Annotated in this window: 12 protein-coding genes; 9 read left to right on the top strand and 3 right to left on the bottom strand. The window is 35.8% G+C overall.

All coding sequences use genetic code 11. The features are described from left to right. Window positions 1-96 precede the first annotated feature (96 nt). Window positions 97-1,092, top strand: a complete 996-nt coding sequence (locus tag ACE01P_RS06375) for a Gfo/Idh/MocA family protein (protein WP_379695433.1) — start codon at window positions 97-99, stop codon at window positions 1,090-1,092. Window positions 1,093-1,198: 106 nt separating this feature from the next. Here the strand turns inward: ACE01P_RS06375 and ACE01P_RS06380 are convergent, their stop codons facing one another. Then, complete coding sequence (locus ACE01P_RS06380; protein WP_379695435.1) at window positions 1,199-2,164, bottom strand: outer membrane beta-barrel protein; 966 nt, start codon at window positions 2,162-2,164, stop codon at window positions 1,199-1,201. Between the two features lie 177 nt (window positions 2,165-2,341). Then, window positions 2,342-6,880, bottom strand: a complete 4,539-nt coding sequence (dnaE, locus tag ACE01P_RS06385) for a DNA polymerase III subunit alpha (protein WP_379695437.1) — start codon at window positions 6,878-6,880, stop codon at window positions 2,342-2,344. Window positions 6,881-7,224: 344 nt separating this feature from the next. Here dnaE and ACE01P_RS06390 point away from each other — a divergent pair, with 344 nt between their 5' ends. The 6 genes from ACE01P_RS06390 to leuB all read left to right on the top strand — a co-directional run bounded on the left by ACE01P_RS06390 (window position 7,225) and on the right by leuB (window position 14,723). Then, entirely contained in the window at window positions 7,225-8,028 is an 804-nt protein-coding gene (locus ACE01P_RS06390; protein ID WP_379695439.1) for an SDR family oxidoreductase, read from the top strand. A gap of 256 nt (window positions 8,029-8,284) precedes the next feature. Next, window positions 8,285-9,205 carry a helix-turn-helix domain-containing protein gene (locus ACE01P_RS06395; RefSeq protein ID WP_379695441.1) on the top strand — a complete coding sequence of 307 codons (921 nt, stop codon included), beginning with the start codon at window positions 8,285-8,287 and terminating at the stop codon, window positions 9,203-9,205. A 529-nt stretch (window positions 9,206-9,734) separates the two neighbouring features. Beyond that, window positions 9,735-11,129, top strand: coding sequence for a 3-isopropylmalate dehydratase large subunit (leuC, locus tag ACE01P_RS06400; RefSeq protein ID WP_379695443.1), 1,395 nt, complete (start codon window positions 9,735-9,737; stop codon window positions 11,127-11,129). Window positions 11,130-11,318: 189 nt separating this feature from the next. Then, complete coding sequence (gene leuD / locus ACE01P_RS06405; protein WP_144215886.1) at window positions 11,319-11,915, top strand: 3-isopropylmalate dehydratase small subunit; 597 nt, start codon at window positions 11,319-11,321, stop codon at window positions 11,913-11,915. A 115-nt stretch (window positions 11,916-12,030) separates the two neighbouring features. Next, window positions 12,031-13,551 carry an alpha-isopropylmalate synthase regulatory domain-containing protein gene (locus ACE01P_RS06410; protein WP_379695445.1) on the top strand — a complete coding sequence of 507 codons (1,521 nt, stop codon included), beginning with the start codon at window positions 12,031-12,033 and terminating at the stop codon, window positions 13,549-13,551. Window positions 13,552-13,667: 116 nt separating this feature from the next. After that, the gene (gene leuB, locus ACE01P_RS06415) at window positions 13,668-14,723 is read left to right on the top strand and encodes a 3-isopropylmalate dehydrogenase (RefSeq protein WP_379695447.1); all 1,056 of its coding nucleotides are present in this window, start codon (window positions 13,668-13,670) and stop codon (window positions 14,721-14,723) included. Window positions 14,724-14,821: 98 nt separating this feature from the next. Here the strand turns inward: leuB and ACE01P_RS06420 are convergent, their stop codons facing one another. Continuing rightward, on the bottom strand, window positions 14,822-15,319 hold the full coding sequence (locus tag ACE01P_RS06420) for a DUF6252 family protein (RefSeq protein WP_379695450.1): 498 nt from the start codon (window positions 15,317-15,319) through the stop codon (window positions 14,822-14,824). Window positions 15,320-15,510: 191 nt separating this feature from the next. Between ACE01P_RS06420 and ACE01P_RS06425 the strand changes: the two genes are divergently transcribed. After that, window positions 15,511-16,071: a 30S ribosomal protein S16 gene (locus ACE01P_RS06425; protein ID WP_144215896.1), complete on the top strand. Its 561-nt coding sequence runs from the start codon at window positions 15,511-15,513 to the stop codon at window positions 16,069-16,071. A 15-nt stretch (window positions 16,072-16,086) separates the two neighbouring features. After that, window positions 16,087-16,611 carry a ribosome maturation factor RimM gene (gene rimM, locus ACE01P_RS06430; RefSeq protein ID WP_379695452.1) on the top strand — a complete coding sequence of 175 codons (525 nt, stop codon included), beginning with the start codon at window positions 16,087-16,089 and terminating at the stop codon, window positions 16,609-16,611. The last annotated feature ends 27 nt before the right edge of the window (window positions 16,612-16,638 follow it).

The following is a 16,638-nucleotide window of genomic DNA, read 5'->3' on the forward strand; positions in this document are numbered from 1 at the left end:
TTTTATCCAAATAGATTAAAATAAATTCGTGAATTTGTGGCTAACTTTTTTATACAAAGCTTTTATACTAAATTTGAGAAACTTAAAACTTAAACAATGGAAATTATAAAATGGGGAATTATTGGCTGTGGAAACGTGACCGAAGTTAAAAGCGGCCCTGCTTTTCAGAAAGCTCCAAACTCTGCTTTAGTTGCTGTGATGCGAAGAGACGCGGCACTTGCAGAAGATTATGCAAAACGCCACAATGTTCCAAAATGGTATTCTAATGCTGAAGATTTAATTAATGATCCAGAAGTTGATGCCGTTTATATTGCCACTCCTCCATCTTCTCATAAAGAATACACTATTTTATGTGCCAAAGCAGGAAAACCTGTTTACGTTGAAAAACCAATGGCCTTGACTTTTGAAGAATGCAACGAAATGATCAGCGCTTGTAAAGAACACAATGTTCCTTTGTTTGTTGCTTATTACAGAAGAGCTTTGCCTCGTTTCTTAAAAATTAAAGAAATAATCGACGAAGGAAAATTAGGGACAATTAGACACGTCAATTGTGTTTTATACCATCCTTTTGAGGAGCGTTATGACGACGAAATCAATCTTCCTTGGACTGTTTTACCTCATATTTCTGGAGGAGGAATTTTTGTCGATTTGGCTTGTCACACCCTTGATTTCTTAGATTTTGTTTTAGGTCCGATAAAATCTGTTCGCGGACATGCGACTTCTCAACTACTTGCTTATCCAGCTGAAGATGCTGTTTCGATGTCTTTCTTATTCGAAAGCGGAATTCACGGTTCAGGAATTTGGAATTTTGCGAGTTTTGAACGTTATGACAATACTGAAATTGTTGGAGACAAAGGAAAAATCTCTTTCTCTACTTTTGGAAATGACCCGCTTCATATTCAATATTCAAATGGAGAAAAAGAAACGATTACAATAGAAAATCCGCTTCATATTCAACAGCCATTTATTGAAACTGTTATTGCTGAACTATTAGGAAACGAAGGTGCTTCTTCGTCAAAAGGAACTTCTGGCGCCAGAACAACTTGGGTTATTGATCAGGTTTTGAAGGAGTTTAGAGAAGCTTCTAAATAGGTTTCACTGTTTGTCATTGCGAGGAACGAAGCAATCTCACTAGTAAAAACAAAAGAGGATATTCTTTCGAATATCCTCTTTTTGTAAACTATAAAAAAATGGAAAATTATAGGCTGTATTTGATCCCTAATGTTAATCCTAAACCTGAAATTCCCACGTAAGAGCTTAACTCGTCCATTTTATCATTTGGTCTTGTAGTATCAGTCGCATCACTTGTCGCTGTGTTTGGATTAAATAATGCGTTATTAGAATTTACATCTAATTTCTCATGATAGTTAGTATATCTTTGAGATGTATTTCTAGTTGCTAGTGCATCTTGTCCGTTTACAGTATATTCTGTAGTTTCTTTACTTTTACCATGAACAGTAAAGTTTCTGTACTCTAACTCAGCAAAAGCAGAAATATGTTTTCCTAATTTGTAAGATGTTCCTACTGCAGCCATAAAACCAATTGTTGGATTTGGTTTCACTACATCTTTAGAATAGATATTATTTTTAGCTACTTGATTAGCACCTACGTAAGTCAAAAGCTCTCTATCTGTTTTAATATCTAATGTACCATGAATTGGCACAATAACTCCAACTTTAGTATATGGTTCAAAACCATGCGCATCACCTAAAAACATTACAATAGAAGGCGCTAAATCGAATGCTTTGATTTGTCCCTCAGCTGTAAAACTAATGTATGTAGCAGCAGTAGTAGCTGGATCGTATCCATAAAGTCTGTCTGTTGTTTGAGCCATTGTTTTGCTATTACTGATATAATAGTTTGCAGACATCTCAACTCCTAAACGAGTAGAGAAACGGTAACCAGCTGTAATACCACTTCTGAATCCTTGTCCAAAAGAACCTGTTATACTTTCTCTTGAAACCAATTTATTACTTGTTAAAGTACCTGAATATACATCTCTATTTGGAGCTTGTCCTCCTACTTCTGGAAACTCTGTTGAAGCTGTTTGATTGAAATACGATCCTCCTAATTTGAAATACCAGCTTTCTGGCTTTTCTGTTGTCTGCGCTACTGAAACCATAGAGCAAGCTAATAGTCCTAATAAAAATAGGTTCTTTTTCATAATTTTGATTTATTGATTTATACAAACTTAGAGTATTTTAACATATTCTTATAGTTTGCGAAGTTAGACTTGGAACGAAAACGTTGTAATTTTGGGCAATATTACTAAAAAACTATTATGCATGCATATTTTTAACATAAAAAATTAACATGTGTTTAAATTTTAACTGTTAATTTTTTAGTTCAATTTAAAATTAATCTGCATTTTCTCCAATTCCTGCAATAATTCAGTTGAAATTTTAATCTTCAAACGACGACTTGGCATGGTCAATTTGGTCACTACTTTTATCTCTTCGACCTCATTTACTTCTTGTATTTTTGTATCCTCAATGGCGGCATCTTCGTTTTCATTATCAGCTTCAAAAACAGCATCTTCAGAATCTGCAAAATCTGTTGGGGTTTCAACCTCAACCAATTTTTTCACTTTTTCTAATTCCATGATTTCAAAAGTCACAGAATTATCTCCTTTGTTTTCATTAAATAAATGACTCAGTTTATGAATAAATTCAGGATGAAGATCTTTAATATTGAGCAAAACAATTAGCTTTTTGGCGAAAGCCTCCAAGATATCCTGCAATTGTCGAATCTCAACAAACTGCATTCTAGGATCTGTTTTTTTACCTGTATCATGATTTACCCATCCGTCTTTGATCAATATCTTCAAAAAGGCAAAATTATTTTGAATTAAGAAATGACGGAATTTTAAATATTCTTCTCCGAAAATCTTAAACTCATAACTTTCATCGTAGCCCTCTAAGTTGAATGCTGCCCAACCTTTTCCGTTTTTAGCCACACGATGTTGAACGTTATTGATAATTCCTGCAAAGTGTAAATTCTTCCCAACAAATTCATTCATACTTTTCAGCGATTCCAATTTGTTATTGCAGAAATATTTCATTTCAAACCTGAAATCGTCAAGCGGATGTCCCGAAATATAGATTCCGACAACTTCTTTTTCTTTTGCCAATTTTTCCATTGTGCTCCAATCTTCACACGGAGGCACAACTGGTTCGGCAATTTGTACTTCGCTGGCTTCTCCAAACAAACTTACCTGAGATGAGTTTTCATTTTCCTGAAATTTCGATCCGTAACGCATTGCTTTTTCGTAGAATGTAATTCCGTCACCATCATCATGAAAATATTGCGCTCTGGTTGTTCCTTCAAAAGAATCAAAACCTCCAGCCAATGCCAAATTCTCAATCGCTTTTTTGTTGGCTGCACGAAGATCTATTCGCTTCGCCAAATCAAAAATCGATTTATATCTTCCGTCTTTTCTATTTTCTACAATCGTTTCTACAGCTCCAGAACCCACTCCTTTAATCGCCCCCATTCCGAAACGAACGGCATAGTCATCATTTACGGTGAATTTATAGTAAGATTCGTTTACGTCTGGTCCAAGAACTTGTAATCCCATACGTTTGCATTCTTCCATAAAGAACGAAACTTGTTTGATATCGTTCATGTTATTCGAAAGTACCGCTGCCATATATTCTGCAGGATAATGCGCTTTCAAATACGCCGTTTGGTACGCAATCCAAGCATAGCAAGTCGAGTGCGATTTGTTGAAGGCGTAACTCGCAAAGGCTTCCCAGTCTTTCCAGATTTTCTCTAGAACTTTGGCATCGTGGCCTTTTGCTGCTGCTTGTTCAACAAACTTCGGCTTCATTTTATCAAGTACATCTTTTTGTTTCTTACCCATCGCTTTACGCAAGACGTCGGCCTCACCCTTTGTAAATCCTGCCAAAGACTGAGACAAAAGCATTACCTGCTCTTGGTAAACTGTAATTCCGTAAGTTTCTGATAAATATTCGGCACAGGCATCTAAATCGTATTTGATTTCTTCGTCACCATTTTTTCTTCGAACGAAAGAAGGAATATACTCCAAAGGTCCCGGACGATATAATGCGTTCATGGCAATTAAATCTCCAAATACCGTCGGCTTCAGATCCTTCATGTATTTCTGCATCCCAGGCGACTCGTATTGGAAGATTCCAACGGTTTCACCTCTTTGGAAAAGCGCATACGTTTCTTCATCATCAATCGGGAAAGTATCGGGATCGAGATCAATATTGGTTCTGTATTTTACCAGTTTTACGGTATCTTTTATCAGCGTAAGGGTCTTCAGACCCAAGAAGTCCATTTTCAGCAATCCGGCACTTTCTGCAACCGAGTTATCGAACTGTGTTACATATAAATCCGAATCTTTTGCAGTCGTTACAGGAACGTAATTCGTAATATCCGACGGTGTAATGATTACCCCGCAGGCGTGAATTCCCGTATTACGCATCGATCCTTCAAGGATTTTTGCCTGTTGAATGGTTTCTCCTGCCAAATCATCTTCATTGGCAATCGCAATTAATTCTTTTACATTGTCAAATTCATCCGAACGAAGGGCTTTTTTAACTTCCTCTTCACTCTCCGAAATAAAACGCGCTAAATTCCATTTTGACGGCATCATTCCCGGAATCAATTTTGCAATTCTATCGGCTTCAAATAATGGTAAATCCAGTACACGAGCCGTATCACGAATCGCCGATTTGGTTGCCATTTTACCATAAGTGATAATCTGCGCCACCTGTTTTTGACCGTATTTGTTGATTACGTATTCCATTACACGTCCACGACCCTCGTCATCAAAGTCGATATCAATATCGGGCATCGATACACGGTCAGGATTTAGGAAACGCTCAAAAAGTAAGTCGTATTTAATTGGGTCAATATTGGTAATTCCTAAGCAATAGGCAACGGCTGAACCCGCTGCAGAACCACGCCCAGGTCCTACCGAAACGTCCATTTTTCTGGCTTCGGCGATGAAATCCTGTACAATCAAGAAATAACCCGGATATCCTGAATTCGAAATCGTCATTAATTCAAAATCAAGACGTTCTTGAATCGATTCTGTAATTTCGCCATATCTTCTTTTTGCACCTTCCATGGTAAGATGACGCAAGTATTTATTTTCTCCACGAACACCGCCATCTTCCTCATCTTCAGGCACCATAAATTCGTCAGGAATTTCGAATTTTGGAAGCAATACATCACGATAAAGCGAATATCCTTCAACCTTATCTATAATTTCTTGAATATTAATAATCGCTTCTGGCAAATCAGCAAAAAGCTTTTTCATCTCGTCTTGCGACTTGAAATAGTATTCCTGATTTGGAAGTCCGTAACGGTAACCACGACCACGACCAATTGGCGTAGCTTGTTTTTCACCGTCTTTTACACACAATAAAATATCGTGCGCATTGGCATCTTCTTTATTTAAATAATAAGTATTATTAGTCGCAATTAATTTGACATTGTGTTTTTGAGAAAACTCAATCAGGGTTTTGTTCACACGATTTTCATCTTCCTGATTGTGGCGCATAACTTCCAAGTAGAAATCTTCGCCGAATTGTTCTTTCCACCAAATCAAAGCTTCTTCGGCTTGGTTTTCACCAATATTCAAGATTTTACTCGGAATTTCTCCATATAAATTCCCAGACAAAACCATGATATCGCCTTTGTATTGCTCAACGATCTTTCTGTCAATTCTCGGAACATAATAAAATCCGTCAGTATAGGCAATCGAAGCCATTTTAGCTAAGTTGTGATATCCTGCTTTATTTTTAGCCATTAAAACAACTTGATAACCGTTGTCTTTTTTGCTTTTATCTAAGTGATTGTCACAGATATTAAATTCACAACCTACAATAGGTTTCACCTCAGTTTCTGTTGGTTCTTCTCCTGCTTCAACCAATGCTTTATTTTTTCCAGAAGCCGCTTTGTTGTGGTTCATAACAGCACTCACAAAATGGAAAGCTCCCATCATGTTTCCTGTATCTGTCATAGCCACGGCTGGCATTCCGTTTTTCGCGGAAGCGGCCACAATATTCCCAACTCCGATAGTCGATTGCAAAACCGAAAATTGAGTATGATTGTGTAAATGCGCGAATTTTGCTGCTTTAAAATCAGCTTTTTCTTCTTCTGAAACAACAGTCTGCTGACCTTCTCCAGCAAGCGCTTTAAGCTGTTCTCTGATTTTATCAGAAGCCGCTTTTAAGTTGATGTGTTTTAAACCAATAAGCTTAAATGGCTCCGCATTTCTTTCTTGAAATTCTTTGAAATACTCTTTCGGAACGTCAAGCTCTTCTTTTGTAAAAATTTCTCTTCTAACCAATTCTAAGAAACAACGCGTAGTTGCCTCAACGTCGGCAGTTGCGTTGTGCGCTTCCGCGAAAGGTTGATCGAAAAGATAGCTGTGTAATTCGGTCAAAGTCGGAAGTTTGAATTTTCCTCCACGACCTCCAGGAAGCTGTAATAAAGAAGCCGTAACTTCAGTACAAGTATCCAGAACTGGCATAGAACTCATTTGAGATTCCACTCCCATTCTATGGAATTCAGCTCCCATAATATTAACGTCGAATCCTAAATTCTGACCAACAATATATTTGGTTTTGCTTAATGCAATATTGAATTTCTCTAAAACTTCGGCCAAGGTGATTCCATCGGCTTCAGCCAATTCAGTAGAGATTCCGTGAATACGTTCAGCGTCGTACGGAATATTAAATCCTTCTGGTTTTACCAAATAATCCTGATGCTCGATAAGCTGTCCCATTTCGTCATGAAGCTGCCAAGCGATCTGTATACAGCGAGGCCAGTTATCAGAATCTGTAATTGGGGCATCCCAGCGTTTTGGTAATCCGGTTGTTTCGGTATCGAATATTAAATACATAGAGTTGTAAAAATCAAAATTTTAAGTCCCAAATTCCAAAGCGTTCACATTGCAAAACATTGACAACATGAAACATAACAAAATGCGAAATGAAAAATGGAAGGAAGTCAAATTTACGCTTTTTTTACAGAAATAACGAAATGAAAGTTGTTAACAAAAGCATTTTTAACATGATTATGAAAGAGCATTAAAAACCTCAAAAAAGTCATTTAATTCTATTCATTTTCTCTTAAAATATTCGATTATTCATTTTGAACACTCATTGCTCCAAAATGAACACTTTTAAACTGTGGTGTATCCTGAACTTTGCTTCATCAAATTATAACAATTAAAAAATAATAATCATGAAAACAATTTTTATCACAGGCGCATCATCAGGTTTAGGAAAAGCAACAGCAAAATTATTCCAACAAAAAGGATGGAATGTAATCGCAACCATGAGAACTCCTGAAAAAGAAACAGAACTTTCTCAATTGAAAAATGTCACGCTTTTGCCTTTAGACGTTACCAATTATGATCAAATTCAAACCACAGTTAAAAAAGCACTTGAATTAAGTGATATCGATGTCGTTTACAACAATGCTGGTTATGGATTGATGGGACCATTGGAAAGTCTTTCAGATGCTCAAATCACAAAACAATTAGACACTAATTTATTGGGCGTAATTCGTGTTACAAACGCTTTTATTCCTTATTTCAGAGAAAGAAAAAGCGGTTTATTTATTTCGACAACTTCGATCGGCGGATTGATTGCTTTTCCTTTAAGCTCGGTTTATCACGCAACAAAATGGGCATTAGAAGGCTGGAGCGAAAGCATGGCTTTTGAATTAAATTCGTTCGGAATAAATATTAAAACGGTTTCTCCAGGCGGAATTAAAACAGAATTCCTTCACGGTTCACTCGACACAGGCGCAATGCCAGAATACGAAGCAATGACTAAAAGCTTATTTGCAAATGTTGAAACCATGTTTGAAATGGCATCAACACCAGAACAAATTGCCGATGTCGTTTATGAAGCCGCAACAGACGGAAAAACAAAACTGAGATATGTTGCTGGAGAAGACGCAAAAGCGCTTTATAAACAAAGATTAGAATTAGGAGACGAAGCTTTTCGTACTGAGTTTGGAAAACAATTTTTGGGAGCATAATAATTCTTGAGAGTGTTTTTAAAACTATGTAACACACTCTATTATTAAGCTCCAGCGGAGCAAAATATTTATAGAAATTCAATCATTCGGCGACAAAAAAGCTCCAGCGGAGCGAAATATTCAATGCAATACAGGTATATTTCGCTCCGCTGGAGCTTTACCCTCAATACTAAATACGATTTCTATAAATATTTCGCTTCTCCGAAGCTACTTTAGAAAAACCTGATTACTTTTCAATTTTTAATATCTTTATATCATGGAAAAGAAAAACCACAATCCAGCAAAAATCTCTTCTATCTCGCAATTTCATAATTTGCTTCGACTGCCAAAACCGCTTCATCCGATGATTAGTTTGGTAGACAATACGCAATTGGTTATAAATGAAGATTTAGCAAATTTTTCTTTTATGCTTGACTTCTATAAAATATCGTATAAATTTTCCACCAATGGCAAAATGGGTTACGGTCAAGGTTATTATGATTTTAATGAAGGTGGACTTATGTTTGCTTCTCCTAATCAGTTAATTTTTACTGAAAACGAAGAAGGCGCCGAATATGGCGGTTATACACTTTTGTTTCATCCAGATTTTATTCGAAATTACCCTTTAGGAAAAAACATCAAGAAATATGGTTTCTTTTCTTATGACACCAACGAAGCACTTCATCTTTCTGACAGCGAAAAAACAATCATTATCGGATTATTAAAAAGCATTGACAACGAACTCAATACCGCAATTGACGAAATGAGTCAGGACGTGATTGTTTCTTATATTGATGTGCTACTGAATTACAGCAATCGTTTCTATAAACGTCAATTCATTACAAGAAAAACCATCAGCCACGATTTATTACTTAAAGTTGAAGAAACTTTAGACAACTACATTAGTAATGCCGAAACTTTAAAAAAAGGATTGCCTTCGGTAGAATTTCTAGCTTCACAAATTAATGTTTCGAGTCATTATTTGAGCGATATGCTTCGAAATTTAACTGGACAGAATGCGCAACAGCATATCCATTCCAAACTGATTGAAAAATCAAAGGACTTCTTGATTACTACAAATCTTTCGGTGGCAGAAATAGCCTATCAATTGGGTTTTGAATATCCTCAGTCTTTTAGCAAATTATTCAAAAAGAAAACAAACTTGACGCCTTTGGAATTCAAAAACTCCCTGAATTAAGTCATACAAAACTCTTCAAAAAATACTTTTCTAGGACTTTAATTTTCGTGTTAAAAGTCCTAATTTTTTATAAATTTTCATCTTTTGGATGTCGTAGTATTTTGCTGTTTTATTGATTCTAAATAACACTCAAAATACAGATTTAAAACCTCAAAAAAAGCAAAAAAACATCCATTTTCAAGAGAAATCAAAATTGATAATTATTACTATTTTTATTTAATTTGTTACATATTTTCAAACAAAAACTTATATTTTATAGTGCTTTTGAGATAAATTTGCAAACTATTAAAACAAAAAGCAATCAAACAAAATCAAGAGTAAAAAAGAAAAACAAAATCAATTTCTAAATCATTTTTCCATCAAATTTGAAGTTGCAAAAGCCAATTGGCAATTTGTATTTTAGTTTGGGTATCGTATATAATGAAATATTGAAATTGACGCTTTTTTATCTTTTTTTACTTTTGTTTTGCTATTATAATGAACAGGAGATTGCTGTGGTTATAGAAATTACAATTAAAAAAAATAAAAAATGAGTAAGACATTATTTGACAAAGTATGGGATTCACATGTTGTGCGTAAAATTGAAGATGGGCCAGATGTGTTTTTTATTGACCGCCATTTCATTCATGAAGTTACGAGTCCTGTTGCTTTTTTAGGATTAAAATCAAGAGGCGTTAACGTTTTATACCCAGAACGTACTTTTGCAACTGCAGACCACAATACACCAACTATAAACCAACATTTACCAGTAGAAGATCCTTTATCTGCTAATCAGTTAAAAGCTCTTGAAGACAATGCAACTGAATACGGTATTTCTCACTGGGGATTAGGTCACCAAAAAAATGGAATTGTACACGTAGTTGGTCCTGAAAATGGAATTACTTTGCCTGGTGCTACTATTGTATGTGGAGATTCACATACGTCTACTCACGGTGCTTTTGGAGCTATCGCTTTCGGTATCGGAACATCTGAGGTTGAAATGGTGCTTTCTACTCAATGTATTATGCAGCCAAAACCAAAGAAAATGCGTATCAACGTAAACGGACAACTTAGTAAAGGTGTTGGACCAAAAGACGTTGCGCTTTACATTATTGCTCAATTAACTACTTCTGGCGGAACAGGTTACTTTGTCGAATACGCTGGTGATGTTTTCGAAAACATGACTATGGAAGGTCGTATGACAGTTTGTAACTTAAGTATCGAAATGGGTGCTCGTGGAGGAATGATCGCTCCTGACCAAACTACTTTCGATTTCTTAGAAGGAAGATTATATGCTCCAAAAGGAGAAGCTTGGACTAAAGCTGTTGAGTATTGGAAAACACTTAAAACAGATGCTGACGCTATATTTGATGCTGAATTAAATATCAAAGCAGAAGACATCGAACCAATGATTACTTATGGTACTAACCCTGGAATGGGAATTGGTATTACAAAACATATCCCGAATGCAAAAGAAGTTGAAGGTGGTGAGGAAACTTACAAAAAATCTTTAGCTTACATGGGCTTCAACGAAGACGACGTAATGATCGGAAAACAAATCGATTACGTTTTCTTAGGAAGCTGTACAAACGGACGTATTGAAGATTTTAGAGCTTTCGCTGAAATTGTAAAAGGAAGAAAAAAAGCGGATAATGTTACGGCTTGGTTAGTTCCTGGATCTCACGTTGTTGAAGCGCAAATTAAAGAAGAAGGAATTTTAGATATCTTAACAGAAGCTGGTTTCGTATTACGTCAGCCTGGATGTTCTGCTTGTTTAGCAATGAACGATGATAAAGTTCCTGCTGGTAAATATGCAGTAAGTACTTCAAACAGAAACTTTGAAGGTCGTCAAGGTCCTGGTTCTAGAACTTTATTAGCAAGTCCAATTATGGCTGCTGCCGCTGCTGTTACAGGAAAACTAACAGATCCGAGAGAGCTTTTTTAAAGATTTAAGAATGATGATTAACGATTTTTGACACGAGCGAAAGCGAACTGGCGAAGCATTTCAGATTTCGTTGACCATTAAAACTCTTTAAAATTTCAATTTACATTTTACAAAAAAAATTAACGCCTACTATTTTAAATTCCAACAAATCTAAAATCAGAAATCGTTAATCTAAAATCAAAAATTACAATGGCATACGATAAATTTAATATACTTACAAGCAGCGGCGTACCGTTGCCAATTGAGAACGTCGATACAGATCAAATCATCCCGGCTCGTTTCTTGAAAGCTACAAAACGTGAAGGTTTTGGAGACAACCTTTTCAGAGACTGGAGATACAATGGAGACGATACTCCAAAAGCAGATTTCGTTTTAAACAACCCAACTTACAGCGGAAAAATCCTTGTAGGAGGAAAAAACTTCGGTTCTGGATCTTCTAGAGAGCACGCTGCATGGGCAGTTTACGATTACGGATTCCGTGCTGTAGTTTCTTCTTTCTTTGCAGATATCTTCAAAGGAAACTGTTTAAACATTGGTGTTTTGCCAGTACAAATTAGCCCAGAATTTTTAGCTAATATTTTCAAAGCTATCGACGCTGATCCAAATACAGAATTAGAAATCAATCTTCCAAACCAAACAATTACTTTATTGTCAACTGGTGAGCAAGAGTCTTTTGCTATTAATGGTTACAAAAAAAATAACCTAATTAATGGTTTTGACGATATTGATTATTTACAAGATATGAAAGAAGATATTAAAGCTTTCGCTGATAAACTTCCTTACTAATAGCAATATCATTCAGTCTATTAGACCCGAAAGGCTTCAAAACCTCTCGGGTCTTTCTAAATTAATAATACAAACCTGCTATCATTTCGAAATTAAAGAAATATAGAATATCAATATGGAAAAAAGAAAAATTGAAATAATGGATACGACGCTTCGTGACGGTGAACAAACCTCAGGAGTATCATTTTCTGCTGCAGAAAAACTGACCATTGCGCAATTATTGTTGGAGGAATTAAATATTGATAGAATTGAAATTGCTTCGGCGCGCGTAAGCGAAGGAGAATTTCAAGCTGTAAAAGGCATTACTTCTTGGGCTGAAGAAAAAGGATACACCAACAGAATTGAAGTTCTGACTTTTGTTGACGGCGGTGTTTCAATCGATTGGATGAAAAAAGCTGGTGCTAAAGTGCAAAATTTGTTGACCAAAGGCTCAATGAATCACTTAACGCATCAGTTGAAAAAAACTCCTGAACAGCATTTTTCTGAAATTGCCCAAATTATTGCTTTAGCAAAAGAAAATGGCATTGAAACCAATGTTTATTTGGAAGATTGGAGCAACGGAATGCGAAATTCTCCTGAATATGTGTTTCAATTTTTGGAGTTTTTATCAACTCAGCCAATTAAAAGAGTTTTACTCCCTGATACTTTAGGGGTTTTAATTCCGTCTTTAACTTTTGAATTTATTTCGAAAATTAAAGAGAAATATCCGCAAATCCACTTTGATTTTCATGCACATAACGATTACGATTTAAGCGTTGCCAATGTAATGGAAGCAATAAAAGCAGGAATCAACGGACTTCACGTTACGGTAAACGGAATGGGAGAACGTGCTGGAAATGCACCTCTTGAAAGTACCGTTGCAGTTATCAACGATTATTTACCACAAGTAAAGATCAACGTAAAAGAAACTTCATTGTATTCTGTAAGCAAATTGGTTGAAACATTTACAGGTTATAGAATTCCTGCAAATAAGCCAATTGTAGGAGATAACGTTTTTACTCAGACAGCTGGAATTCACGCCGATGGAGACAACAAGAACAATCTTTATTTCAATGATCTTCTTCCAGAACGTTTTGGAAGAAAAAGAAAATATGCTCTAGGAAAAACTTCAGGAAAAGCCAATATCGAAAAGAACCTTCAGGAATTAGGTTTAAAATTAAACAACGAAGATCTGAAATTGGTTACTCAAAGAATTATCGAATTGGGCGACAAAAAAGAAACCGTAACTAAGGAAGATCTTCCATACATTATTTCTGATGTTTTGGACAGCCATACTTACGAAGAAAAAATTACCATAAATTCTTATATGCTGGTTCATTCTAAAGGAATGCGCCCATCGACGACTTTATCTTTAAATTTAAACGGAGAACTAATCGAAGAAAACGCGCAAGGAGACGGTCAGTTTGACGCTTTTATGAATGCTTTATCGAAAATTTACAAAAGCAAAAAACTAACGCTTCCTAAACTGATTGACTATGCCGTAAGAATCCCGCCAGGAAGTAGTTCTGATGCGTTGTGCGAAACCATTATTACATGGGTAAACAACGGAAAAGAATTCAAAACCCGCGGATTAGATTCAGATCAAACCGTTGCAGCGATTATTGCAACGCAGAAAATGCTTAACATTATAACTTAAATATAGGAACAAAGGTTCAGAGGGACAAAGGGACAAAGGCTAAAATATAGTTTTAATCCCAACACCCTTTGAACCTTTGTCCCTTTGAACCTTTAAACCTTTTAAAAAAATATAGAATGAAATTAAACATAGCCCTTTTAGCCGGAGATGGAATTGGACCAGAAGTAATTGATCAAGCGGTAAAAGTATCAGATGCTGTTGCACAAAAATTTGGACATGAAATTACTTGGAAACCAGCCTTAACTGGTGCTGCCGCAATTGATGCAGTAGGTGAACCTTATCCAGATTCAACACACGAAGTTTGTAAAAATGCTGATGCCGTTCTTTTTGGAGCGATCGGTCACCCTAAATATGATAACGATCCTTCTGCGCCGGTACGTCCAGAGCAAGGTTTGTTGAAAATGCGTAAAGCATTAGGTTTGTTTGCAAACGTAAGACCAACTTTTACATTCCCTTCTTTATTAGATAAATCTCCTTTAAAAAGAGAAAGAATCGAAGGAACTGATTTAGTTTTCTTAAGAGAATTAACTGGTGGAATTTACTTCGGTGAAAAAGGAAGAAAAGACGGTGGCGACACTGCTTTCGACAACTGTGTTTACACAAGAGCTGAAGTACAACGTTTAGCTAAAAAAGGTTTCGAATTAGCAATGACACGTTCTAAAAAACTATGTTGCGTTGATAAAGCAAACGTTTTGGAAACTTCTCGTTTGTGGAGAGAAACGGTTCAAGCTATGGAAAAAGATTATCCAGAAGTTGAAGTTTCATACGAGTTTGTTGATGCTGTTGCAATGCGTTTGGTTCAGTGGCCAAATTCTTATGACGTTTTAATTACTGAGAATTTATTTGGAGATATCTTAACTGACGAAGCTTCTGTAATTTCTGGTTCAATGGGATTAATGCCTTCTGCATCTATGGGAGCTGAAGTGTCTTTATTTGAGCCTATTCACGGTTCATATCCACAAGCTACAGGATTGAACATTGCAAATCCAATGGCTACTGTTTTATCGGCTGCTATGATGTTCGAAAACTTCGGATTGATGGAAGAAGGAAAAGCAATGAGAGATGCTGTAAACAAAGCTTTAGAAGCTGGAGTAGTTACTGAAGATTTAGCTAACGGAGGAAAAGCTTACGGTACTAAAGAAGTTGGTGACTGGTTAGCTGCTAACATATAATAGTTTATTTGTTTCAGGTTTAAAGTTTCAAGTTGTTGGAACGTGAAACCTGAAACAAAAACAACAAAAAAGGGATCAACATAAAGCTGATCCCTTTTTTAATTAGAATTGACAAGATTAAAATTCTCTTGCGGTGTTATTGGAATTTTGTAAAATACGCCTTCCGAAAAATGCATTGTTTGTTTTTCGGCTCCAGAATCAGCATTAACTGCTGTAAATTTAAACGTGCCAGAAATAGTGTTTTCAACTGTATTATATTCTGTAACGATGATTTCTCCATTTCCTTTACCTGCTCCTGTACTAAATTCTGCTTCTTGCCCTTTATACCTGTTTTTATAAATCACTTTTGTAGCATCATCTACACCTAAAACAAATGTTTTTTCAAATGGTTCAGGAAGCTGAAAACTTATTTGTTCTAAGCCTAAAGCACCTTCAATAATAAAAGAACCATTTGATTCTGCTCCGGCTTGATAAACTTGAGCCCGCCAAAAAGTATTGTCTTTTAAGGTTTGAAAAGCTGGATTATTAAATTTTATATCCTCTTCACAGGACACAAACAGAAGTAAAAACGATAAAAAGTAAAAGTATTTTTTCATATTTAAAATGAATTTGATACAAAAGTATTGCATTTAAGAGCCCAATACTTCAATTAAAAAGTCAAAAAAATGCTAAAAAAACAGCTCCGATATATTTAATGACTTTTAAAACGTGTTTTTCGTAAAAAAATTATATCTTTGCGCCCTTAATTAACAGAGGTCGAGTACCTCAAAATTTAATCAATTAGATTATGTCAGTAAAAATTAGATTACAAAGACACGGTAAAAAAGGAAAACCTTTTTACTGGGTAGTAGCTGCAGATGCACGCTCAAAAAGAGATGGTAAATACTTAGAGAAAATCGGTACTTACAATCCAAACACTAACCCAGCAACTGTTGAGTTAAACCTTGACAGCGCAGTTAAATGGTTACACAATGGTGCTCAACCAACTGATACTGCAAGAGCTATCCTTTCTTACAAAGGTGCTTTATTGAAACACCACCTTGATGGAGGAGTTCGTAAAGGTGCTTTAACACAAGAGCAAGCAGATGCTAAATTAACTGCATGGTTAGAAGCAAAAGCTGGTAAAGTTGATGCTAAAAAAGATGGTTTATCTAAAGCTAAAGCTGATGCTAAAGCTACAGCATTAAAAGCAGAGAAAGAAGTTAACGCTAAACGTGTTGCTGATGCCGCTGCTGCTCAAGCTGAAGCTGCTGCCGCTGCACAAGCTGCTGAGGCTACAGAAGAAGTTGCTGAAGCTACTGAAGAAGCTCCTGCTGCTGAAGAGAATAACGAAACAACTGAAGCATAATTTTACTTAGCGATAATGCGTAAAGAAGACTGTTTTTATTTAGGTAAAATCGCTAAAAAATTTAGTTTCAAAGGTGAAGTTCTGATCTATTTAGACACAGACGAACCTGAGTTATACGAAAATCTGGAATCAGTGTTTGTTGAACACAACAAACACTTGGTTCCTTTTTTTATTGAAACTAGTTCTTTACACAAAAACGATTTTTTAAGAGTTCGTTTTGAAGATGTAAACAACGAAGAAGATGCAGACGCACTTGTTGGAAACGCTATCTATCTTCCTTTAACTATGTTGCCAAAACTTACAGGCAACAAATTTTACTTCCACGAAGTTATTGGTTTTGAAATCGAAGACAAACGTTTAGGCGTTTTCGGAAAAATAACTTCTATAAATGATTCAACTGCTCAGCCTCTTTTTGAAGTTTTAAATGGCGAAGTTGAAATCTTAGTTCCAATGATCGATAATTTCCTTGTGAAAATTGATCGCGAGAACAAAAAAGTAATCATGGATCTTCCTGAAGGTCTTGTGGAAATGTACCTTTAAGAAGTATTCAGTCACAGTTTTAAGTGT

The organism is Flavobacterium sp. HJSW_4, assembly GCF_042436695.1.
In the GTDB taxonomy this organism is placed as follows: Bacteria; Bacteroidota; Bacteroidia; order Flavobacteriales; family Flavobacteriaceae; genus Flavobacterium.

What these genes read in the sequence shown, in the direction of transcription:
- leuD (WP_144215886.1), top strand. Translation starts at nt 11,319, where the DNA reads ATGGCATACGATAAATTTAATATACTTACAAGCAGCGGCGTACCGTTG.
- ACE01P_RS06380 (WP_379695435.1), bottom strand. Translation starts at nt 2,164, where the DNA reads ATGAAAAAGAACCTATTTTTATTAGGACTATTAGCTTGCTCTATGGTT.
- ACE01P_RS06395 (WP_379695441.1), top strand. Translation starts at nt 8,285, where the DNA reads ATGGAAAAGAAAAACCACAATCCAGCAAAAATCTCTTCTATCTCGCAA.
- ACE01P_RS06425 (WP_144215896.1), top strand. Translation starts at nt 15,511, where the DNA reads ATGTCAGTAAAAATTAGATTACAAAGACACGGTAAAAAAGGAAAACCT.
- leuB (WP_379695447.1), top strand. Translation starts at nt 13,668, where the DNA reads ATGAAATTAAACATAGCCCTTTTAGCCGGAGATGGAATTGGACCAGAA.
- dnaE (WP_379695437.1), bottom strand. Translation starts at nt 6,880, where the DNA reads ATGTATTTAATATTCGATACCGAAACAACCGGATTACCAAAACGCTGG.
- rimM (WP_379695452.1), top strand. Translation starts at nt 16,087, where the DNA reads ATGCGTAAAGAAGACTGTTTTTATTTAGGTAAAATCGCTAAAAAATTT.
- ACE01P_RS06375 (WP_379695433.1), top strand. Translation starts at nt 97, where the DNA reads ATGGAAATTATAAAATGGGGAATTATTGGCTGTGGAAACGTGACCGAA.
- leuC (WP_379695443.1), top strand. Translation starts at nt 9,735, where the DNA reads ATGAGTAAGACATTATTTGACAAAGTATGGGATTCACATGTTGTGCGT.
- ACE01P_RS06410 (WP_379695445.1), top strand. Translation starts at nt 12,031, where the DNA reads ATGGAAAAAAGAAAAATTGAAATAATGGATACGACGCTTCGTGACGGT.
- ACE01P_RS06390 (WP_379695439.1), top strand. Translation starts at nt 7,225, where the DNA reads ATGAAAACAATTTTTATCACAGGCGCATCATCAGGTTTAGGAAAAGCA.
- ACE01P_RS06420 (WP_379695450.1), bottom strand. Translation starts at nt 15,319, where the DNA reads ATGAAAAAATACTTTTACTTTTTATCGTTTTTACTTCTGTTTGTGTCC.